The organism is Arthrobacter sp. B6, assembly GCF_001663775.1.
Lineage (GTDB): Bacteria > Actinomycetota > Actinomycetes > Actinomycetales > Micrococcaceae > Arthrobacter.
The window spans coordinates 252780-273195 of record NZ_KV467169.1; the positions used below are offsets into that span (position 1 = coordinate 252780).

At 64.5% G+C, this 20416-nt stretch carries 22 protein-coding genes and 1 riboswitch; of the genes, 13 read left to right on the plus strand and 9 right to left on the minus strand.

Annotation, left to right across the window (positions count from 1 at the left end; all coding sequences use genetic code 11):
• Window positions 1-27 precede the first annotated feature (27 nt).
• Both AU175_RS15810 and AU175_RS21830 read right to left on the minus strand, forming a co-directional pair.
• Window positions 28-210: a hypothetical protein gene (locus AU175_RS15810; RefSeq protein WP_066291782.1), complete on the minus strand. Its 183-nt coding sequence runs from the start codon at window positions 208-210 to the stop codon at window positions 28-30.
• Between the two features lie 325 nt (window positions 211-535).
• Complete coding sequence (locus AU175_RS21830) at window positions 536-694, minus strand: hypothetical protein (RefSeq protein ID WP_156642442.1); 159 nt, start codon at window positions 692-694, stop codon at window positions 536-538.
• 220 nt (window positions 695-914) lie between these two features.
• Here AU175_RS21830 and AU175_RS15820 point away from each other — a divergent pair, with 220 nt between their 5' ends.
• Entirely contained in the window at window positions 915-1364 is a 450-nt protein-coding gene (locus AU175_RS15820) for a YybH family protein (RefSeq protein WP_066291787.1), read from the plus strand.
• Between the two features lie 96 nt (window positions 1365-1460).
• Here the strand turns inward: AU175_RS15820 and AU175_RS15825 are convergent, their stop codons facing one another.
• A complete protein-coding gene (locus AU175_RS15825) occupies window positions 1461-2957 on the minus strand; it encodes a flotillin family protein (protein ID WP_066291792.1) in 1497 nt (498 codons plus the stop codon).
• A gap of 309 nt (window positions 2958-3266) precedes the next feature.
• Window positions 3267-3433: riboswitch (cyclic di-AMP (ydaO/yuaA leader) on the plus strand.
• Between the two features lie 476 nt (window positions 3434-3909).
• Between AU175_RS15825 and AU175_RS15830 the strand changes: the two genes are divergently transcribed.
• On the plus strand, window positions 3910-4788 hold the full coding sequence (locus AU175_RS15830; RefSeq protein ID WP_156642444.1) for a hypothetical protein: 879 nt from the start codon (window positions 3910-3912) through the stop codon (window positions 4786-4788).
• A gap of 168 nt (window positions 4789-4956) precedes the next feature.
• On the opposite strand, the gene AU175_RS15835 is transcribed toward AU175_RS15830, so the two are convergent.
• Window positions 4957-5691, minus strand: coding sequence for an NUDIX hydrolase (locus tag AU175_RS15835; protein ID WP_197497158.1), 735 nt, complete (start codon window positions 5689-5691; stop codon window positions 4957-4959).
• A gap of 101 nt (window positions 5692-5792) precedes the next feature.
• Here AU175_RS15835 and AU175_RS15840 point away from each other — a divergent pair, with 101 nt between their 5' ends.
• Complete coding sequence (locus tag AU175_RS15840) at window positions 5793-6824, plus strand: SPFH domain-containing protein (RefSeq protein WP_066291800.1); 1032 nt, start codon at window positions 5793-5795, stop codon at window positions 6822-6824.
• 9 nt (window positions 6825-6833) lie between these two features.
• Complete coding sequence (locus AU175_RS15845) at window positions 6834-7733, plus strand: NAD(+)/NADH kinase (protein ID WP_066291802.1); 900 nt, start codon at window positions 6834-6836, stop codon at window positions 7731-7733.
• Between the two features lie 37 nt (window positions 7734-7770).
• On the opposite strand, the gene AU175_RS15850 is transcribed toward AU175_RS15845, so the two are convergent.
• Window positions 7771-8589 carry a CPBP family intramembrane glutamic endopeptidase gene (locus tag AU175_RS15850; RefSeq protein ID WP_066291805.1) on the minus strand — a complete coding sequence of 273 codons (819 nt, stop codon included), beginning with the start codon at window positions 8587-8589 and terminating at the stop codon, window positions 7771-7773.
• Between the two features lie 184 nt (window positions 8590-8773).
• Between AU175_RS15850 and AU175_RS15855 the strand changes: the two genes are divergently transcribed.
• The 3 genes from AU175_RS15855 (at window position 8774) to AU175_RS15865 (ending at window position 11990) form a co-directional block, all read left to right on the plus strand.
• The gene (locus tag AU175_RS15855) at window positions 8774-9229 is read left to right on the plus strand and encodes a VOC family protein (RefSeq protein ID WP_066294273.1); all 456 of its coding nucleotides are present in this window, start codon (window positions 8774-8776) and stop codon (window positions 9227-9229) included.
• Between the two features lie 31 nt (window positions 9230-9260).
• The gene (locus AU175_RS15860) at window positions 9261-10325 is read left to right on the plus strand and encodes a spore photoproduct lyase family protein (protein WP_066291811.1); all 1065 of its coding nucleotides are present in this window, start codon (window positions 9261-9263) and stop codon (window positions 10323-10325) included.
• 135 nt (window positions 10326-10460) lie between these two features.
• The gene (locus tag AU175_RS15865) at window positions 10461-11990 is read left to right on the plus strand and encodes an FAD-dependent oxidoreductase (RefSeq protein ID WP_066291813.1); all 1530 of its coding nucleotides are present in this window, start codon (window positions 10461-10463) and stop codon (window positions 11988-11990) included.
• A gap of 39 nt (window positions 11991-12029) precedes the next feature.
• Here AU175_RS15865 and AU175_RS15870 read toward each other — a convergent pair whose 3' ends face one another.
• The gene (locus tag AU175_RS15870; RefSeq protein WP_082979248.1) at window positions 12030-12404 is read right to left on the minus strand and encodes a cupredoxin domain-containing protein; all 375 of its coding nucleotides are present in this window, start codon (window positions 12402-12404) and stop codon (window positions 12030-12032) included.
• A gap of 238 nt (window positions 12405-12642) precedes the next feature.
• Between AU175_RS15870 and AU175_RS15875 the strand changes: the two genes are divergently transcribed.
• The gene (locus AU175_RS15875; protein ID WP_066291815.1) at window positions 12643-13017 is read left to right on the plus strand and encodes a cupin domain-containing protein; all 375 of its coding nucleotides are present in this window, start codon (window positions 12643-12645) and stop codon (window positions 13015-13017) included.
• Between the two features lie 127 nt (window positions 13018-13144).
• Here AU175_RS15875 and AU175_RS15880 read toward each other — a convergent pair whose 3' ends face one another.
• Window positions 13145-13966: a nuclease-related domain-containing protein gene (locus tag AU175_RS15880; protein WP_231938631.1), complete on the minus strand. Its 822-nt coding sequence runs from the start codon at window positions 13964-13966 to the stop codon at window positions 13145-13147.
• Between the two features lie 267 nt (window positions 13967-14233).
• On the opposite strand from AU175_RS15880, the gene AU175_RS21835 reads away from it, so the two are divergent.
• Complete coding sequence (locus AU175_RS21835) at window positions 14234-15043, plus strand: CAP domain-containing protein (RefSeq protein ID WP_066291821.1); 810 nt, start codon at window positions 14234-14236, stop codon at window positions 15041-15043.
• Between the two features lie 40 nt (window positions 15044-15083).
• Here AU175_RS21835 and AU175_RS15890 read toward each other — a convergent pair whose 3' ends face one another.
• Both AU175_RS15890 and AU175_RS15895 read right to left on the minus strand, forming a co-directional pair.
• Window positions 15084-15941 (minus strand): hypothetical protein, encoded by an 858-nt coding sequence (locus tag AU175_RS15890; protein WP_066291822.1) that lies wholly within the window; start codon window positions 15939-15941, stop codon window positions 15084-15086.
• Window positions 15925-17682, minus strand: a complete 1758-nt coding sequence (locus AU175_RS15895; protein ID WP_066291823.1) for an FAD-dependent oxidoreductase — start codon at window positions 17680-17682, stop codon at window positions 15925-15927. The genes AU175_RS15890 and AU175_RS15895 overlap by 17 nt, the downstream gene beginning before the upstream one ends.
• Before the next feature lie 232 nt (window positions 17683-17914).
• Here AU175_RS15895 and AU175_RS21450 point away from each other — a divergent pair, with 232 nt between their 5' ends.
• Genes AU175_RS21450 through AU175_RS15910 form a run of 4 tightly spaced genes read left to right on the plus strand, consistent with a single transcriptional unit; the run spans window position 17915 to window position 20371 of the window.
• Entirely contained in the window at window positions 17915-18277 is a 363-nt protein-coding gene (locus AU175_RS21450; protein WP_082979324.1) for a UBP-type zinc finger domain-containing protein, read from the plus strand.
• A gap of 55 nt (window positions 18278-18332) precedes the next feature.
• A complete protein-coding gene (locus tag AU175_RS15900) occupies window positions 18333-19025 on the plus strand; it encodes an MSMEG_4193 family putative phosphomutase (protein WP_066291825.1) in 693 nt (230 codons plus the stop codon).
• A 24-nt stretch (window positions 19026-19049) separates the two neighbouring features.
• Entirely contained in the window at window positions 19050-19604 is a 555-nt protein-coding gene (locus AU175_RS15905) for a DUF3090 domain-containing protein (RefSeq protein ID WP_066291826.1), read from the plus strand.
• Window positions 19604-20371, plus strand: coding sequence for an SCO1664 family protein (locus tag AU175_RS15910; protein ID WP_066291834.1), 768 nt, complete (start codon window positions 19604-19606; stop codon window positions 20369-20371). Before AU175_RS15905 ends, AU175_RS15910 begins: the two co-directional genes overlap by 1 nt.
• Window positions 20372-20416 lie beyond the last annotated feature (45 nt).

Genomic DNA, 20416 nt, shown 5'->3' on the forward strand with positions numbered 1-20416 from the left:
ACCTGCTTCTCAGATGTTTGTGAGAACTCAGCGCCGCTTGAGCATTCCCATGATTTTGCCTGCCATGCCGCCGGGCCTGCCACCCACGGCGCCCGTTGCGTTTGGCGTACGCCCCGTGGCATTCATTCCGGATCCGCGTACGGTGCCACCGGGCCGGTTCCTGCCTGCGAATCGTCCAGCGGCGTTCCTGATCATGCTTCCCAAGTTCATGCCAAACTCCTTCAGTCGTGATCTGCCAACCGATAATAATCAGCCTGCTTATTATTTTAGCTTAGTTTACGCGGTAGGCGTAGGAATTGCGGATCAGTGCAGGAGCCAGGATCCGTCTGACGGGGGCTCAGGTTTCCGGCGCAGTTTGCGGAAGAGGGCGACGAAAGGCCACGCCAGCAGTTGAATCACCCCGGCCGATAACAACAGGCAAAGAACAAGAACAAGAACCGGCGAGTACAGGAGGAACACCCCAACCGCTGTGGCAATGTAGCCTCCGATCAACCCGAGAACCGCCCCGGCATCCATCGAAACTCCTATTCACTTTTCAGGGATTAAACGTCCGGGCGGACACGTCAACCGATGCGATGGTCCAACTGACCTTCGTCGGCCGTTTTATGCGGCGCACGCGGGCAGCCCGCTCCAGCATGGCTCCTGGGACTGTCGCGTAAAGCAACAACGGGGTTGGTGGGGTGACGCGCTGCATGCAACTTTCCTCCGGAGTGCCGGGGAACTTCCCGGTCTGCCCTGGGGGCCGCAATCTGCCTAACGGTCGTCAAATCAGCGTACTCTTCTCTTCGCACGCGAGGAAGAAGAAACGCTCCGCGGATGCCAGGATGGCCTGGGTAGGCGCAGTCACCGGACCTGTTGCCTCATGACCGCCACGTACCCAGAATAAAAGCGGGTCTACAACCGAAGGGAATATCGTGGACGACGCAGAAGCCTTCCTGGCAGCCGTTATGCCTGTCCTGACCGAAGCCGACACCGCCATGCACAACGGCGACGCCGAACCCCGAAAGGCTCTGTGGTCGCGCACCGACCCCGTAACGCTGTTCGGCGCGGCCAGGACAACGGTCGGGGCGGACGAGGTGATCCCGTTCTTCGACGTTCTTGCGGGCCGCTTTTCGAACTGCACATCCTTCGAGTACGAAGTTGCGGCCTCCGGCGTCAGCGGGGACTTGGCATACGTCGTCGGCATCGAGCACACCACCGCGTCGGTTGGCGGCGCCGATCCGATGCCCTACACCCTGAGGGTGACCACAATCTTCCGGCGCGAGGACGGCGACTGGAAGATCGTGCACCGGCACGGGGACGCCTTGCCGGAGGGCGATGTTGACCTGACCCGCAGCCAGCTTGGCCGGCTCAGAAATTTCTAGCACGCAAAGACGCCGCGGACCTGTAACGGTCTCCGCGGCGCCTTGTTGATTCCGACCTGAACTAGCGGGCGGACCCGTCCCTCAGGCCGGTACCGATCACTGCGGTCCGGCTTGTTCTTTGACGGTGCCGTTTCCGGCGGCCCGGGTCTCTGCGGCGGGGGCTGACGTGCCAAAGCCTTTGAGCATTTCAATCACGTCAAACCCCGTGGTGTCCTTGAGCATCTGCGCGGTCTGCTGCACTCCCGAGGAAACATTTTTGCTCACCTGGCCCGCGCCGTCGTTGGAGATGACGGTCATGTTGCTGATGGCACTCATTGGCGCCGCGATTTCCCTGGCGATGGAAGGCAGAACCTCCAGCAGCTTGTTCAGAATTGCTGCCTCGTTGAACTCGCTGTACGCCTTGGCCTGCGCTTCGATGGCCTCGGCTTCAGCCGTTCCACGAAGACCAATGACATCAGCTTCGGCGATACCCTTGGATTTCGTCACTTCAGCCTCAGCAAGACCCCGGATCTTGTTGATCTCGGTCTCGGCGTTGCCTTTGGCAGTGTTGGCTGCTGCCAGAGCCTTTGCTTCGACCTCGTTGCCGGCGGCCTTGAGCTTTCGGGTTTCGAGTTCCGCGGCGGCCTCAACCTTCGTGGCTTCCGAGATGCGGGTACGGCGGGAAAGGTCAGCCGCCGCTTCGGTCTCAACTTTGTATTTGGCAGCATCGGCGGGCTTGCGGACCTCGATGTCGAGTTCCTTTTCACGCAGCTCCGCCTGACGAGCCACAACCTGCTGGTTCTTGAGGATAATCGCCTGCTGCTGGTCGGCATGGGCAAGCGGACCCGCTGCATCAGCCTCTGCCTGGCGGGCATCCGTTTCCTGCTTGAGTTCAGCGCGGCGGAGAGCCAGCTTCTGCTCCGCCTCAGCCGTCTTCTGATCCGCGAGCGCCTTCGCTTCCGCAGCTTCCCGCTGGGAGTTCGCTTCAGCAATGCTGGCGTTCCGTGCCACCAGGGCAGCCTCGGGACGGCCAAGGTTCTTCAGGTAGCCGCCTGCGTCGTCCACAGACTTGATCTGGAAGGTATCGATGACCAGGCCCTGGTTGGTCATGGAATGCTCGGCTTCTTCCTTGACGGATGCGGCGAACTGCGCGCGGTCCTTGATGATCGCGTCAACGCTCAGGGTGCCCACGATCGAACGCAGTGAACCCGAGAGGGTTTCCTGGGTGTAGTGGTCAATGGCGTCCTGCTGGTCAAGGAACCGCTGGGCCGCCTTGCGGACAGAGATCTTGTCGCCGCCTACCTTTACCTGGGCAACGCCGGCCAGCTTGAGCTGGATGCCGTTGTTGGAGATCGCCTCGATAGTGACTTCGACCTGACGCGAGGACAGCGAGATGTGGCTGACCCGTTCCGTGATCGGGTTGACGAACGCCCGATTGTTGATGATGACACGAGACTGGTCATCGGACGTTTCATCCGTTGTGTTCGGATCGCTCTTGCCAGTGATGAGCATGGCCTCGTTTGGCTTAGCGAAACGGATGCTCGAGGTGTAGAAGATGAATCCGGCGATAAGCAGGAGGGCGAGTACGCCCCCGCCGATCAGCATTACTGTCATTGTTCCCCCTGTTGATGTGTCAGTGCGCCATGATCGTCGCCGATCCGTGGAGCCCGGTGTCGATGGGGGACGCGGCACCGCTTAAACAACTCGGTGGTGTCCCCCTTCGCACCGGCTGTCTTAGATCAAACCTTACGTGTAATGGGGGACTGCTGGCGGTCATGTGGCGCTTCGCGGAAATTGCGGGCAGAAGCAAGGTGACTCACCGCACGCCGCTTCCTGTTACCTAAACGTGACTTTAGGAAATGGTTCATGTACGGTTTTGGGGTGGCTCATCCTGGATCGGGCCGCGTCCGGGCTGACGCCGAGCTCTGCCACATCCCGGGCTCCCGACACATTAAGGCAGAGACGGGGGACCCACAGTCTTCGGGCCGCTGCCCAGCGGCCCTTGGGGTGAAGCCGTCACGTTAAACGTGCCGGCCGGTGGACCTCTTCCGAACCCGACAGCTAACTCCGCAGGCGTTGAGAGGCAACCATCATGTCCCGTTCGCTGGATCAGTCGCGCCCTTTTCGGGCCGGGCGACACCGCGCAGAAGCTGCGCCAGTCACCAACACTCCACTCTCCCCGACGAGCTCCGACGCGGAAGTGCCAAATCCGGGGCCGGCCCCCACAGAACCGGCATCCGCCGTGCTGCGACGACGCAGGAACAGACGCCCGGCCTTCGAGGTACCGCCTGCCCCCGAATCAGCACGTACCGCGGAAGCAGCGTCTCCTGCAATCGAAGCACTTCCTGCTATAGCCCGCCGGAGTCCTGCTCCGGAAAGCGCGGCCAGGGACGCGACGGCGGCAACCCGACGGGCCGGGCCGCGACGCGGGGCAGTTGAGAAACCAGCAGACGCCACGTCTGCTGCAGCCCCCAGCGGCGGGCCGGCGATACTTAGCCCTCAGACACCCGTTGCCTTCAGTTCCGAAGCCCAGGCCGTCCTGAGGAGAGCCGCTTCGGTTCGTGTCATGGGTCATCGGATGGCCGTGGTTGCCGGCGCCCTTGCCGTACTGCTTGCCGTCGGCACCGCCAGCCAAGCCAATGAACTGCGCTTTTTCGGCGAGGAGTCATCCGTCCAGGATGCCGCCGGCGCAACAGATCCGACCCGGGCCACATCGGGAACGCACCCCGCCTACAATAATGGACGGGCGACGTCACGACCGAGCGCCTCCACTCCCCCGGGCACACCGGTCGCTGGCCCGGCACAGGCCCCGGGCACCGATGATAGGCCCGCAGCTGCCGATGCCATTGCCTCTGCTTTGCCAGCCGTCACCAACCTCCCCATGCCAGTGGACGCTTCCACCCTGGCCGGAATCCTGGCTGCTTCCCCCGTTGCGGTTCCGCCCTCCCCGGCGCCCTCCGTGAAGCTTGAGCCACCGGTTATGTCATCGGCGACACCCGCCCCGCCAACGGCGCCCGGTACGGCCCCGCCTGCGCCCGCACCGGGGGCAACCGGACCCACGACTGCGCAAGCTCCCGCAGCAACGGCACCCACGGCGACACCGGCCCCGGCGGCAGTGGCACGAACTGACGCACCGGCTCCGGCGAGTGCACCCGCACCCACGCCAACGACCGCATCGCCCACCCCCTCGCCCACTACCGGCGCCGCAGCTCCCGATGAACGGGATGGCACGTCAGAAGAAGCAGTCGAAACTCGCTCGTATGCCAGCTCCCGTCTGGCTTCCTATGGCTGGGGCGCGGAACAGATGAATGCCCTGGACGCACTATGGGACACTTCAACAAAGTGGCGTCCCAGCCAGGTGGACAGAGGATTGAGCTATATCAAAAAACGCCATGGTTCCCCGGCAAAAGCCCTGGAATTCCGCGCCGCGAACAACTGGTACTGACCCGGCGGGCACAGGCCTCGTTGAGGAAGCCGTCGGGCAAACCTGCACTCCCACCGAACAGCCCCCGCACGCCTTCGTGTGAGGGGCTGTTCCATGTGGTTCGCCGACAGCGTCGCGTGTCGATGGCTCCCACCTGCTGCCTGCGCGCTCAGGTTTCCACGGGAGGCGTCAGTCCCGCGGCCGCATGAGCGGGGGGTTGAGTACGGCCCGCGCCGGCTGCCCCGCCGCCGTCCGGGCTGCCGGGGCCAGCCGGAACAGCGCGGCGGGACGGCCGGCGTCTCCTGTTGTCATCCGCCCGGTGTCTTCCAGGAAATCGGGTGTGCCCGTGGCCTTGCGGTGAAAGTTCCTGGGGTCAAGACGCGTCCCCCAGACGGCCTCATACACGGCCCGGAGCTGGGCCACAGTGAACTCCTCACCGCAAAACGCGGCCCCCAGTGGCGAGTATTCGAGCTTTGACTTCGCCCGCTCCAGGGCGTCGCCGAGGATCCGCCCATGATCAAACGCGAGCTGCAATTCGCCCCCGAGGACCTGCCCGACGGGGTACCAGGCCGCATGTTCGGCGTCGCTCCCCGCCGACAGAACCGGAAAATCAGGCGCCAGCAGCAGATGGGCCACCGTGAGTACATCCCCGCGGGGGTCGCGTCCTTTGGGCCCGTAACTGCCCAGTTGCTCCAAATGGCCGGGGAGATGCCCGACGCCGGTCTCCTCCGCAAGTTCCCGGCCCGCCGCCTCCAGCAACTCCTCGCCGGCCAGGACGAATCCGCCCGGCAGGGCGAGCCTGCCGCGGAAGGGATCGATGAGACGGGTTATTAGCAGGACGTTCAGCTGGCCGTCGCGCACTGTCAGGGCAACGACGTCGACAGTCACCGGGAAGCACGCCGGCGCTGGAGGGGTTTCGGTCATGATGCCATCGTAAGTATTTATCGTCACCTTGACAATAATTCGACGGCGGTTCTATAGTGGCGTTATCGTCAGATTGACGAAAATAGAAGAAGGAGAGCCCAATGGCCAGCATCAAGCGCTACCCCTGGATCAGCCACTTCCTTGGCAGCCCCACCGGCTATGTCGTTCACTTGCAAAAAGGCGAGGTCAGGCACCAGGGAGTGGGCCAGGCATTCTGGTTCCGGCCGGCGAACTCCGTGCTCAGCGAGGTCCCCGTGGATGACCAGGAACTGCCCACTCTGTTCCACGCCATCACGCGGGATCACCAGGACGTGAGCGTCCAAGCCAACGTGACCTATCGTTTTGTGGATCCTGTGTCGGTGTCCAACAGGCTCGACTTCGGGCTCCAGCCTGCCGGTTCGGCGCCGGCCACCGGACGCGAGCAGGTGGCCACGATCATCGGCCAGCTGTGCCAGAGTCACGCGATCGACCAGATCGCCACCACGACGCTCGCGGAAGCCCTCGAGCGTGGCGTCAGCCGACTCCGCGTTGTCCTCACCGAAGCGCTCCGCACCGACGCACGGCTCCTGTCCACCGGTATCGAGATTCTCGGAGTGCAGGTCCTGGCGGTCCGGCCGGAGTCGGACGTCGAGCGGGCCCTGCAGACGCCGGTCCGCGAACAGCTCCAGTCCGAAGCAGACCGGGCCGTGTATGAACGCCGGGCCGTCGCCGTCGAGCGCGAACGGACTATCTCCGAGAACGAAATGGCGAGCCAGATCGAACTGGCTACCCGGCGCGAACACCTGGTCGCCCAGGAGGGCGCCAACGCACGGCGCCAGGCCGAGGAAAAAGCCGCCGCAGGCCTTATCGAGGCGCAGGCCTCGGCTGAGCGCCAAGGAATCACCACTTCCGCCGAAGCGAACCAGATCAGGCTGGTCGGGGAGGCGGCGGCGGCGCGCGAGGCCGCCACGATGGAGGTCTACCGGGGCATGGAGCAGGCCACGCTGCTGGCTCTGGCGCTGCGCGAGGCAGCAGGATCGCTGCCCAACATCGGCAATCTCACCATCACCCCGGACCTCCTCAGCGGGGCACTTGCCGGCCTGTTCCGGGAGCAGTCGGCGGCAGCCCCGGCCAACGCAGCCATCACGAAGTAGGGACACATCATGGCAACCCCCCGCCTGGTCATCGTCCACCGGCGAACCGAGCTCCAGGAACTGCTTGACCGCCACGCCACCCGCGGCCAGGCCGAATTCTTCCTCCGCACCAGGGGACGCAGTATCCAGGACGTACAAGGTCGGCATGACAGGCTCATCGCAGCGCTCGCGTCCCTCCGGGCCGCGGTTCCCGCCGAGTGGCGGTACGCCGAAGTGGAACGCGCGGACCTCAGCCGTTTCCTGCTCACACCGGAGGACGTCATCGCCGTGGTGGGCCAGGACGGGCTCGTGGCCAACGCGGCGAAATACCTCAACGGCCAGCCCGTCATCGGCATCGACCCGGAGCCGGGAACGAACGCAGGCGTCCTGGTCCGGCACTCACCCCACGCCGCGGCAAAGCTGCTGCAGGACGCGGCCCAAGCCGGGCCCGCGGAGCGGCTGCGCTGCCATGAGCTCACCACCGTGACCGCACGGCTCGACGACGGCCAGGAACTCTCGGGACTCAACGAAGTTTTCATCGGGCACGCCTCACACCAATCCGCACGGTACCAGCTGACAGCCCCGGACGGGCGCGCCGAGCGCCACTCCTCCTCCGGGCTGATTGTCTCCACCGGCACGGGCGCCACAGGCTGGTGCGCATCGATTGCCCTCGAACGTGGAGGACGCGTCCTGCCGGGGCCAACGGACTCGCGGCTCGCATGGTTTGTCCGCGAAGCCTGGCCCTCGCCCATCACCGGAGTTTCCTTGACCGAAGGTGTATTGAAGGCCGGCGAATCACTCGGCATCACCGTTGCCTCCGACCAGCTCGTCGTGTTCGGCGACGGCATGGAAGACGACCGTCTCACTGCATCGTGGGGCCAGGAAATCACGGTGCAGCTGGGCGAACGGCCGCTGCGGCTGGTGGCCTAAATCTCAGGCCACCCCGACGTGGAGCGGGCCTCACCGCTCAGTACAGGAAGATCGGCAGCCAGTCACGGTTGTGCGCGTGCACCAACACGAGGAACAGCACGAAGTCGAAGAGCAGGTGCACTGACACGACGTACGTGAACGACTTTGTCAGTTTGAAGGTGTAGCCCTGCAGGAGCGCGAACGGGAACGTCAGAAGCGGACCCCAGGCCATGTAGCCGATCTCCCAAAGGAAAGACGAGAAGACCACTGCTTGCAGGATGTTGGCGAGCCAGTCCGGGAAGTGGCGGCGCAGCAGGGTGAACGTGGTGCAGATGAAGAACAGCTCATCCCAAATACCTACAGCGTTCACGCCGAGGAAAAGCCGCCAGAATATGGTGGGGTCGGACGCGTCCGGCCAGTTGCGGTAGACCCCCGTCCTGATCAGGTAAACCGGAAGGATGAGGTAGCCAAGAGCCACAACGGCAAGGAGGTACAGCTTCGCGCTCAACGGCCATTTACGGCCCGTGTTCACGGGGAATTTGATGATCTTTTCGCGGTAAACGTACCGCGACACCAGCCACGGCACAAGCACGGCCAAGGCAAGGGCACTTCCCATGAGGGTCATGTGCGAGATGCTCAAATCAGCGTGCAGAGGAACCAGGCTGATGATGGCCATCCCCGCCGCAATCAGCGCGAGGTGCCTCAGGAACCCGCGGTCGATCAGTGCCGCCGTGACCAGGCTCATGGCGAGCATGCCGTAGCCGAGGAGGTCATTCTCGACGCCAAACAGCAGCACTCCGGACGCGGAGAGCAGCACCGCGGGCACCAGCTTCCACGTGAGCGCGGTCCGGGGTGGTTGGGTCGAGATCGAGGTCACTCCACAAGCATGTCACGGCCGCTTCCGGAAAAGATGCCGCGACAGCTTCGGGGCCGTACCACGCCCGACGGGCTGGAAAGCGGGCGTGCCCACCCGACGGTGAATCATGGCGGCGGATCCGGCTTTGGCGTTCTGCGCGCCAAATGTCATCGACCGGAGTGATACCAGGGCTTACGGTACAAGCATGACTACGGATAAGCCGAAGGCCCCCGTTCGCCAGCTCCGCCTTGTTGTGGAGGCCGATGACTACGAGGCGGCCCTGATCTTCTATCGCGATGTGCTGGGCCTCCCCGAGCAAGAAGCCTATGAAGGAGAGGGGGACGCGCGCGTCACCATACTTGATGCCGGGCGTGCCACCCTTGAGCTGTCCAACCCTGCGCAGGTCAAGCTCATCGACCGGGTGGAAGCGGACGGCCAGCCCAGTGCACGGCTCCGGGTGGCCTTTGAAGTGGAGGATACAGCGGCTGTGACGACGGAGCTTGTGGAAGCGGGAGCTGAATTGATCGCCACGCCGCGGGAAACTCCGTGGCGGTCCTTGAACTCCCGGCTTTCGGCGCCGGCGGGCCTTCAGGTAACGCTGTTCCAGGAACTTGAACCGGCCGCGGAGCGTGTACAGAACCAGGGCTTCAAAAAGCCCTGAGCATCCTTAAGCGGCTTGGGAGAATGGAATCATGGAATTCAACCGGCTGCTGCAGATCCGGCGCATCTATGCGCAGCGTGCCGCACTGGAGCTTCCCCGGGGCAAAGAGATCATCGAACGCTGGCCGGACGCCGACGTCGTGCTTGTCGACAATCACTGGAACATTCCGGAAGTGCACGGTGATGAGACTAACGTGCCGCGCTGGTCCCGCATCAAGACGGAGTCGCTGGTCCTCGGCGTTAAGAAGGCGCTGAGCGTCAAGCCGAACGGCCGGTCCGCGGACTTCATTGCGCCCTCAACCGCGAACGGCTGCGCCATGGCATGCGCCTACTGCTATGTTCCCCGGCACAAGGGGTACAGCAACCCGGTAACCGTTTTTGCCAACATCGACCAGATTGCCCGGGCGCTTGAGCGGCACGCCACACGCCAGGGCATGAAGCTGGAGCCCAACCAGTGCGACCCGGAACTCTGGGTCTACGACATCGGTGAAAACAGCGACTGCTCAGTGGATGCACTGATCAGCGACAACGTGGAGGATCTCGTCGCGCTCTTCCGCGACCTGCCCACCGCCAAGCTGTCCTTTGCCACCAAATACGTGAACCCTGCAATGCTCGGCTGGGACCACGGCGGCCGCACCAGGATCCGCTTTTCCCTCATGCCGGCGGACCTGGCGAAGTCGATTGACGTCCGGACCTCGCCGGTGGCTGAACGTATGGCGGCAATCAACGACTTCGTCGACGCCGGGTACGAGGTCCACGTGAACTTCTCCCCCGTCATCATTACTGACACCTGGCTCAGCGATTGGAAGGAGCTGCTGCGCCAGCTTGATGCCACGCTGACAGCCGCCGCAAAGGCCCAGCTGGCGGCGGAAGTCATCTTCCTGACCCACAACGAACAGCTCCACGAGGTCAACCTGGGGTGGCATCCGCAGGCCGAGAACGTGCTGTGGCGTCCGGATCTCCAGGAATCGAAGGTCTCGTCCAACGGCTTCACCAACGTCCGCTACCGTTCAGGAAGCAAGGCCGGCTATGTGCGGCAACTGACCGCGATTATTGAAGAAATCGCGCCCTACTGCCGCATCCGGTACGCGTTCTGAGGCGCGGACGTGGAGGCCCCAAGGCCCTCTTTCCCCTGCCTACGCGCGATTTTCAGGGGTACGATGTGGGCGTCGGCGGCTGCCGACGCCGCCTTCACAAAGCAGAGCAGTACCGGGTGATCCTGAGGTGACGCAGTGAATGACGCATCAAACAGTGGACGGCCGGAAGGTGAACCCGCCTCTCTCTGGGTCGCTACCGCGGGAACCACCAACTACCCGGTCCTGCCCAGCGACTTGGAGGTCGACGTCGCGGTCATTGGGGCGGGCATCGCCGGGCTGACCGCGGCGTTGGCGCTCAAACGCACCGGCCGGACCGTCGCGGTCATCGAGGCAGCCCGCGTCGGAACGGGCGTTACCGGCCACACCACCGGCAAGGTCACCTCGCTCCACCGCCTTGCCTACAGCGAACTTCTACGCAGCCACGGCGCCGAGACCGCCTTCATCTACGGGCAGGCCAACCAGTCCGCAGTCGAACACGTTGCTCAGCTGGTGGCCGAGGAGGCCATCGACTGTGACTTCCGCAGCGTCGCCAACTACACCTTCGCCGAAACGGACGACGCACTCCACCTCGTGCGCGCCGAAGCCAACCTTGCCGCCCGGCTCGGACTGCCCGCCGCCTTCACCGCCGATGTGCCACTGCCCTTTCCGGTCAAGGGTGCGGTCCGCTTCGACGGGCAGGCACAAATCCATGCAGTGAAATATCTCCACGGCCTCGCACGCGCAGTCGATGGCGGGAGCAGCTTCGTCTTCGAGCAGACACAGGCACAGCGAATCCACGATGGCTCCCCCGCCGTCGTCGATACTGAAAACGGCACCGTCCGCGCCCACGACGTCATCGTCGCCACGAATGTACCGTCCGGCAGCCAGGGCCTGTTCTCCCTGCGGTGCCATCCGCACCGCTCCTACATTGTTGCCGGACGCGCGGACAGCCCACCGCTGGACGCAACGTTTATCAGCGTTGACGAACCGATGCGGTCTATCCTGACCGCCAGCGTCAACGGCACAAGCTACGTGCTTACCGGCGGAGAGGGCCATCGCGTTTCCGAGTCCGGGGGCTCAGCCGCGAGGTACGGAAGGCTCGCGGCCTTCGCCCAGGACCGCCTCCGCGTGGACAACGTGGCCTACAGGTGGTCAACACAGGACGGCATGCCGCTCGACGGATTACCCTACGTCGGACCCATGTCCCCCGTTTCCAAACACGTGCACGTGATCACCGGCCTGCGCAAATGGGGCCTGTCCAACGGAACCGCGGCCGCGCTCATTCTCACCGACACCCTCAGCGGCCGGACGAACCCTTGGGCATCGGTGTTCAACAGCAACCGGATTACCCCGTCAGCCAGCGCCGGACGTTTCATGAAGGAGAACGTCAAGACCGTGGCAGCTGTCCTGGCCGGCAAACTTCGCGGCCGGCCCAGCTACTCGGAGCTTTCGCCGGGAGAGGGGACAGTCATTACAGTCAAAGGCGAAAGCACTGCCGTCTATAAAGACGCGGACGGGCAAGGCCACGCCGTATCTGCCACCTGTACCCACCTGGGCTGCACCGTCGGTTTCAACGCGGCCGACGCCACGTGGGACTGCCCCTGCCATGGCTCCCGGTTCAGCACTGACGGCACGGTCATCCAAGGGCCGGCGGCCAAGAACCTCCCACCCGCACCGCTGCCCTGACCGCCCACTATTCGCTGGCGGCTACCCTCAGGGCCATGTTCATTTGACGCTGAGAGTCCCGCGCATATTGGGGTGATAGGTGCAGTGGTAGGGGTAGGTGCCCGGCGCCGACGGCGCCGTGAACGTCGCCGTCCCGCCGCCTCCCCGGACATCCACGTCAAATGCCTCGCCGTGGTCCGCCGTTACGGTGTGGCCGGCTGAGTCCAGGTTCGTGACCATGACGACGGCGCCCGGCGCGACGGTCAGCGGCGCTCCGTACTCGAAGTCTTTGATGGTGATAGCCGGTGCTCCTTCGGTGACCGCTCCCGTCGTCGTCGCTGTTCCCGGGCCGGGGCTTCCACCGCCCGAGCCACACCCGCCCACCAGGAGCGCCGCCATCAGCAGTACTGCCGCCTTGGCCTGAATGGTTCTCACAGTGACCGTCCTCGACTCCGGAAATCCAGGGCCGGCCAGGCCCTGCCTGTCCCTTCCATTGTGCGCGCACTAGTACCTATTGACAGCGCCTCGGGCTGAGAGCAACGTAAGAACCCCAGTCGCGAGTACGGTTCCGCCCTTTACGGCACGTCGTTCCGGGCCCACCGGACCTGCATTCCCGGAGCACCGCGCTTCCGGAGGAACAGTCATAAACCGCTCCCTGTCGAGGAGAACTGAAATGCCTGCAGTAACTGTCACAACCCTGGAATCAAAGTCCTTCAACGAACCGGACGAAAAGCGCCGTCCGCCAAAGACAGAAGTCGACGTCGTCAACATTGGCGGCACCACCCTGGCCAGGTTCACCTTCGAGCCCGGTTGGCGCTGGTCCGAGACGGTCAAGACTGTGGTCCACACCGACAGCTGCCAGAACAACCATCTGGGCTTCTGCACCGCCGGCACACTTACGGTTCAGTTGGAAGACGGGACCCGCGCAACAGTCCACGCCGGAGACGCCTACGCCATTCCGCCGGGCCACGATGCGTGGGTTGAAAACGACGAGGCTTTCGTGGGGTACGAAATCATAAGTGCCGCCACATATGCCAAGTCCGCCTAGATGATTGGGCCCGAGTAGCGCTCCACCGGGTGGGCTCTACATCGAAGCCGGACACTGTATTCGCCGAAGAACGGTCCCGCAGGAGCTTTTTGCATGCGGGACCGTCCGTGGGTCGGGGGGCAGCAATCTACCTTCCGCTGAGGGACTGCAGGATCGCTGCCAGCGTCTGACCCCCGTTTGCCAGCATCAGGAGTCCCGCTGCCGGCACGCCCAGCACCCAGGCCGCCCGCCGCCGTCGTGCCTGATCCACGAGCAGCCGCAGGGTGTTGAAATGGTGCTGGAGCGCCTCCGCGTTGCCCGGCGTGACCGGCTTCCGATGCCAGGTCCGCGGCAGCACAGCCGCTGCGGCGATTTGGCCCACCTCGGCCGGTCCAAGCTCGCGCCTGCAACGCTTGAGCCAGCCAAGGAGCTGCACCTCCCTGACCACCACAACCCCTTCGGACCGCGACCTGATCGTCAGGCTTTTGGGATCAACGAGTACCACCATTCCGGTGACGTCGACGGCGGCTCCCACTGCTGCGCTGAGCAGCTTTGACGCCCGTGTTGCTTCATAGGCCGCGTTGTAGAGGTGCCGCGTCTTCTTGCCAGCCACCATGAGGGTCCGACCCGCCACCCAGACGGACTGCCCGGAGTGGTTCTTGGTGTTGACGGTAAATACCCCGGCCGGGCCGACCAGCAGGTGGTCAATGTCAGAAGCCCCCTTCCCTACGGGAATGGCATGCAGTACCAGCCACTCCGGGCCCAGACCCGCAAGGATCCGTCCGACGGCGATCTCGCCCAGAGCTCCCTTGTACCAAGCCTGGCTATCGGGTCCAAGCGGACTGACGCCTAGAATTCGCTGGATCCAGGTGCGGGGCCGCACGAGGCTTTGGCGCGCCAACAGCTCTTCGATCACGGCCTGCGCGGGTATCCGCCCGCCCAAGAGCATGTGTGCGGGGTCGGCGGTCATGATTGGTTCCTCAGCTGTCCCATGGAGGCGAGCTTAGATCCCGAGATGTTCGATCCGTGGCGAGAGACGGCACTTCTCCCGAATCCTTCCTGAATACTCACCTAAAGCTGCGCCATGCTTGCGGAACAGGGCCAAATGAAGTCGTCTGCCGAGCGTGGCGGTGCTCCCAATACTCGGTGGTGGCAGCGTCACGCAATGTGCAGTGAGTCATGGGCAGCAGGTACTGTTCTTCGGATGCGAAAAGACAAACGACATATCGCTGCCCCCGTGATCACTCTCGTTCTGGCCGGCGGGCTGCTGACCGCCGGTTCCGCTCCCGCCAGCACCGCTTCCTGGCCTTTCGGCTGGTGGAACTGGACCACCGCCAAGGCCGAATCACCGGCTCCGGCGAAGCCCTCCACAGTTCCCACGGCCTTGACGCCGGCACCGGGTCCGTCACCGTCCGCTCCTGCTGCGGCTCCGACGACGTCGTCTCCCGCGGCCGTTCCCGAAGCGCCGGCTCCTGCTCCGGCACCGGCCCCGGCCGAGGTTCCTGCTCCGGCAGCACCGGCTCCGGCTCAGATTCCTGCTCCCGTGGCTCCTGCTCCGGCACAGGTTCCGGCTGTGGCAGCACCGGCACCGGCCGCCGTTCCGGCTACGTCCGCTCCCGCGGCTACAACTGCCGGCGATATGCCGTCCAACGCCGTAGCCCTGCGCTCGTTCGACCTCATCAATCAATACCGGTTGGCCAACGGCCTCGCCGCGCTGCGCTACAACGCTGGACTCGAAAACGTGGCGCAGAGCTGGTCGAACACCATGATGGCGGACATCAACGCCCTGGGCAGCGCCGGCTTCCGGCACAATCCGGACGCGGCCTCCCAAATCCCGTCCGGCTGGACCCGCTCCGCAGAGAACATCGCCGTGAACGCGGACGCAGATGCGCTCTTCGCCGCCTGGAAGGCCTCCCCGGGCCACAACGCCAACATGCTCAACGCCGGCCTGACCGACTTTGGCTTCGGCTCAGCGCGGCTCTCCGCGGGTTCCCCGTACGGTGCGCAGTTGGTTGCCACTCAAAACTTCGCCACCTACGCGAACTAGATAAAAAGCACGACGGCGGTGCTGCCGCCACCCCATCTGCTCAACGCCGCCCGGCAACCGGAGAACGGGATAGTGCGAGTGCCCATCCGCCGGCCACTCCAATGGCAAGCAGTACGGTTATGAAGCCGATCGCCGGTGCGCTTGGCCATGTCAGGGCGTCGCCATACCGCAGCAGGGCAAGCGCCTGCAGAATGACGAAGGCAACGGAGGTTAGGGCCACGGGGCGGACGGTGCGGAGGTCGTCGCCGAACTGGCCCTGCGCAGCCGACCACCCAAGGCCGACCAGCCACGCTCCGATCGCCCTCGCTGTGAGCTCGGACAGTGTCCACGGCCACCACGTCGAGGCCTGAACCGGCACTGCCAGGAGCGCCACCCCATATAACAGCAATACCCCGGCGATTCCCACCATGAGCAGCCGGAGTGCAGGGGGTAGCACTGGCCGTCCCGCCCTTACGGACTTTGGGGCAGGAGCCCGGGACCGCGTCTGCATCCAGCTGATGATGAGCATCGCCACGGGCACAGCGGCATAAATTGCCAGCCACGCCCAGGTGGCTATTTGGGCAGTAGGGGTGTCTGACGACAGGTGGAATCGATCGAGATGAAGCAGGGTGACTCCGAAGGTCAATGTCGTGAAGACGAACACGGGCCAGACTGCCAGCCGCGCTGAATCCCAACTCGCTGAGCGGGCGCCCGTCACCTCCAGGCCGGCGGCCGACCAGTATGCCGCCCCGAGGAAGACCGCGGTCATGGGCGGGTTGACTGTCCACGCGAAGAACTCGTCAGTCCGGAGCGGAAACACGAACAGCACGAGCCCGGCAAGAAACACCAGGAAGGCCGCAACGTAGAGCAGCCACCGCATCGGCGCAATCAACGGTGTGACCTCAGCTGGAGCGGACATCACCGGGCAGCTCCTCGGGTGCGGCTGCCTCGCCAGGGGCAGCCGGCGAGGCAGGCAGGGGGTTCTCGGCCAAGTAGGTGTGAAGCATGGAGACCACGGTGGCGCCGTCCCCGACTGCAGTGGCCACTCTTTTAATCGAACCAGCCCGTACGTCGCCGATCGCGAAAATGCCGGGCATGCTGGTTTCCAGCGCCAATGGCGACCTGTCCGGCCTGACGGGCCCGGCGTCACCGGCATCCCGGCTGACGCCTGTACGCAGAAAACCGGCTGGGTCACGCTCTACGGTGTCGGGCAGCCAAGAGGTCCGAGGCACAGAACCGATCAGCACGAACAAGCCGCTGGCTTCGATCTCCTCGCCCGGGGTTGAGTCGGATGCGGCGACTTTGACGGCGGCAAGGAACCCGTCCCGATCGCGGGCCCCTACAATCACGGTGCCATAGCGGATCGCAACGTTGCGGGTGGCCTCAAGCTGCGAGATGAGGTAGTCCGACATACTGACCGACAGAGTGGGGCCGCGCACCAGCAGCGTCACGTTCTTCGCGTACTTCGCAAGGTGCAAAGCCGCCTGTCCGGCCGAGTTGCCGCCACCCACGACACAGACATGCTTTCCGGCCATCGCCGGCGCCTCGGAGACGGTGGCTCCGTAGAAGACGCCTCTGCCGACCAGATCCTCCAGCTGAGGTATGCCGAGGCGACGGTAGTCCACGCCGGTGGCCACCACGACTGCGCGGCACCGCACGACGCTGCCATCGGAAATCGACGCCGCATACAATCCGCCGTCCGTGCCGAGCCTCTCCACCTTCCGCAGGAACAGGAAGTCCGTGCCCAAAGTCCAGGCCTGGTGAAATGAGCGATAGGCCAGATGGGCGCCGCTCACACCGCGGGAGAAGCCGGGGTAGTTGCGGATCAACGAACTGGTGCCGGCCTGGCCTCCCACAGCCTCTCCCTCCACCACCATGGTGGAGAGGCCCTCGGAGGAGGCATACACGGCGGTGGCGAGACCTGAGGGACCGGCGCCCACGACCACCACATCGAAGATCTTGTCCGGCGGCGGCGGTCGCGTCACCCCCATCGCTTCGGCGATCTCCAAGTCACTGGGGTTCTCAAGGACAACTGGTGGAGCAGTGAACTCCAGCACCATGACCGGAAGCACGGGGTCGCGCAGGTGCAGGCTCTCCAGCGTCCGTTCCGCCATCTCGGACCCGGCAAGGTAGAAACCCACGGGGATGTGGTTCCGACTCAAGGAGTCGCGCAACGCATGAGTCCTTTCGTCGCCTACCTCCCCGATCAGCCGGACCGCCTCAAACCCGACCCCTTGGGCCAGGTGCCAGTCGTCGAGGGCATCGGTGATCGCCCCATGGAATTCTTCGTCGCGCAACCGTTCGGGACGTATGATCACCAGTTCGGCGTATCCCCGCCCGATCGCCCGGAATACAGTGGGGGCGCTGGCGAAGTCCCCCCATGTCACCACAACTCCACGCTTGGCGGCCGGGTGATAGCCATAGGCACGCCGCAGGAAATCTAGTCCACCGCGGTCAGCCGGTCCGTAGCACCCCAGTATGAGGGCGACCTGGCGATTCCAGCGCCGGAGCCCCTCAAGCACCGCCCGCCCATGGGCGTGGTCGGCGCAGGCCACCACCTCGTAGTCGGCACCGTAGCGTCGACGTAACTCATCTCCAAGAATGCGCCGAGAGTCCGGGTCTGTGGTAGCAATCAGCATGATCGGAACCGAGTGATCCATGGCCGCCGTCTTTTCGGTTCAATGGTTCGGTGGCGCTCACGATACTCGCGCTGGGACATTGGTTACAAGGGGTGCTCGTTGCTTCCGGGAAGGTCCTTCGGTCGGAGTTGTACCGGGCCCCGGTTGTCGCCTCGATTCTGTCATTCCAAGGGCGCGGAGCTTCTGCCAGAATAGCTCCCGACAGGGGTCTTGCTGCCTGTGCAGAACCGGAGCGATGGAAATGGAGGACCCCATGGAGGATCGCCCTATTCCGGGAATCAGCCTCGCCGCCACGCCCAGCGGAACAGGGTGTCTGGAGTGCCTCAACGGCGAGGGCCCAGGGTGGTGGCTACATCTTCGCCGCTGCGCCCAATGCGGCCACATCGGATGCTGCGATTCGTCGCCCTCACAGCATGCCAGTGCCCACGCGCGTACCGTCGGTCACGCCGTCGTGCAGTCCTTTGAACCTGGGGAGGACTGGTTCTACGAGCACACCACGAAGAAGTTCTTCCGCGGCCCGCGGCTTCCGGATCCCCAGTCCAGACCACCGGAGCAGCCGGCACCAGCACCGGCAGACAAGGTACCGGCAGACTGGCGAGAGCGCATACACCGGTAACCGCGGTGCAGAACCAATCGCGCACCGCCGTCGAGCGGGTGGTTAGGCTGGGTGCATGGCGACAGTTATTCTCGTGCGGCACGGCCGCACCACAGCCAATGCCACCGGAGTTCTGGCCGGCCGGGCCGCCGGTGTCAGCCTGGACCAGATCGGGCGCGGGCAGGCGGCTTTGACCGGAGAGCGGCTCGCGGCAGTCCCTTTAGTTGGGGTTGTATCGAGCCCCCTCGAGCGTTGTCAGCAGACCGCCCAGCTCATCCTCGATAGCCAGGCCGGCACTCCGTACGCGCCGTTGGAACCCGACCTTACCGAGTGCGATTACGGCCAGTGGCAGGGCCGAACGCTCAGTGATCTCGCAACCGAAGATCTGTGGGCGACTGTGCAATCGCAGCCCTCCGCCGTTGTCTTTCCCGGCGGTGAATCCATGGCCGCGATGCAGGCCCGGGCGGTAGCAGCCATTCGACGCCACGATGCAGCCTTCGAAGCCGAGTACGGGCCAGGAGCCGTGTGGGTGGCGGTGAGTCACGGTGACGTCATCAAATCAATCGTTGCCGACGCGCTGGGCATGCACCTCGACCTGTTCCAGCGCCTTAACGTCAGCCCGGCCTCCGTATCGATCATCCGCTACAGCGCCACGCGGCCAAGCGTTTACGCGACCAACACCGAGGCCGGGGATCTGTCCTGGCTGGCGAACAGCACCCACTCCGTCGACGCGCCGGTGGGCGGCGGTGCAGGGCAGCAGGCGCCTTGAAGCGCCTGTGCCTAAAATGCTCTTATGCCTACACGTGTTCATGAGTTTGACTGGCCTGATCGGGTCGTCGTTGGCACCATTGGCCTTCCGGGGGCACGGACGTTCTACCTGCAGGTGCGGGCAGGGACTCAGATCGTAAGTATCGCGATGGAGAAGCAGCAGTCGGCTCTGCTCGCAGATAAAATCGACGAGATTCTCGACCGGCTCCTTAACCTTGAGGGAAACCCTCACAGCGTTCCCACGAGTACTCCCATTGAATTGGTTGACAATGACCAGCTTGAGGCCGTTCAGGAGCAGTTCCGGACCGGCGCCATGAGTTTAGGTTGGGACCCGACGACGGCGCAGGTCGTAATAGAGGCCTACCCGCTCACGGATGTCGACGCTGATAGCGACGACGAATTGCTTGATGGAGACGACGCTGACGTGCCCGAAATGCTGCTGGTGCGGATGCCGGTCGGCACCGCCCGGGCATTCGCTAAGCGCACGCGTGAGGTTGTGGGCGCCGGCCGCCCCGCGTGCCCGCTCTGCGGTCACCCCGTAGACGCCGACGGGCACGTCTGCACCCTGCCCGAGGTCTAATGCACGCGCCCGACCTTTTGACGGCCGAGCTGACGCTCACCGGGCGCATTACGACGGCGTCGAACGCCACCTTCCTGGGCAGCATCGGCGACACGACGGTCGTCTACAAGCCGATAGCCGGGGAGAAACCGCTGTGGGACTTTCCCGACGGTTTCCTTGCCCACCGGGAGGTTGCCGCCTACCTGCTCTCGGAGGTCCTCGGCTGGAACGTGGTGCCACGCACCTGGCTGCGCGGTGGCCCGTTCGGCGAAGGGATGGTGCAGCTGTGGCAGGAGACAGACCCCGACCAGAACGCGGTGGACCTCATTTCGTCGGACGACGTACCGGAGATGGGTTGGAAACACGTCCTCGAAGGACAGGATGAGAACGGACGGATGGTCGCCCTCATCCATGAGGACTCTCCGGCGCTCAGGCGCATGGCGGTGTTCGACGTCGTTGTGAACAACGCCGACCGCAAAGGTGACCACATCCTTGCCATGACGGACGGACACCGGCACGGCGTGGACCACGGGCTTACCTTTCACCGTGACCACAAGCTGCGCACGGTGCTGTGGGGGTGGCTGGGAGACGCTCTGACCATCGAGGAACTTGAGGGCATCGACCGTGTCACCGAAGGACTGGACGGTGAGCTGGGCCGAAACCTGGCGGACCTGCTCAGCGCCGAGGAGGTTGCGTCGGTCGCCGTGCGCTGCGCCCGGTTGCGCTCGGCGGGTCGGTTCCCGGCTCCGAGCGGTCAGATGTCGGCCGTGCCCTGGCCGCTGTTCTGAGGGAATTACGCCTACCGGCTTCGCTGGACTGTGCCGCGTTGAAGG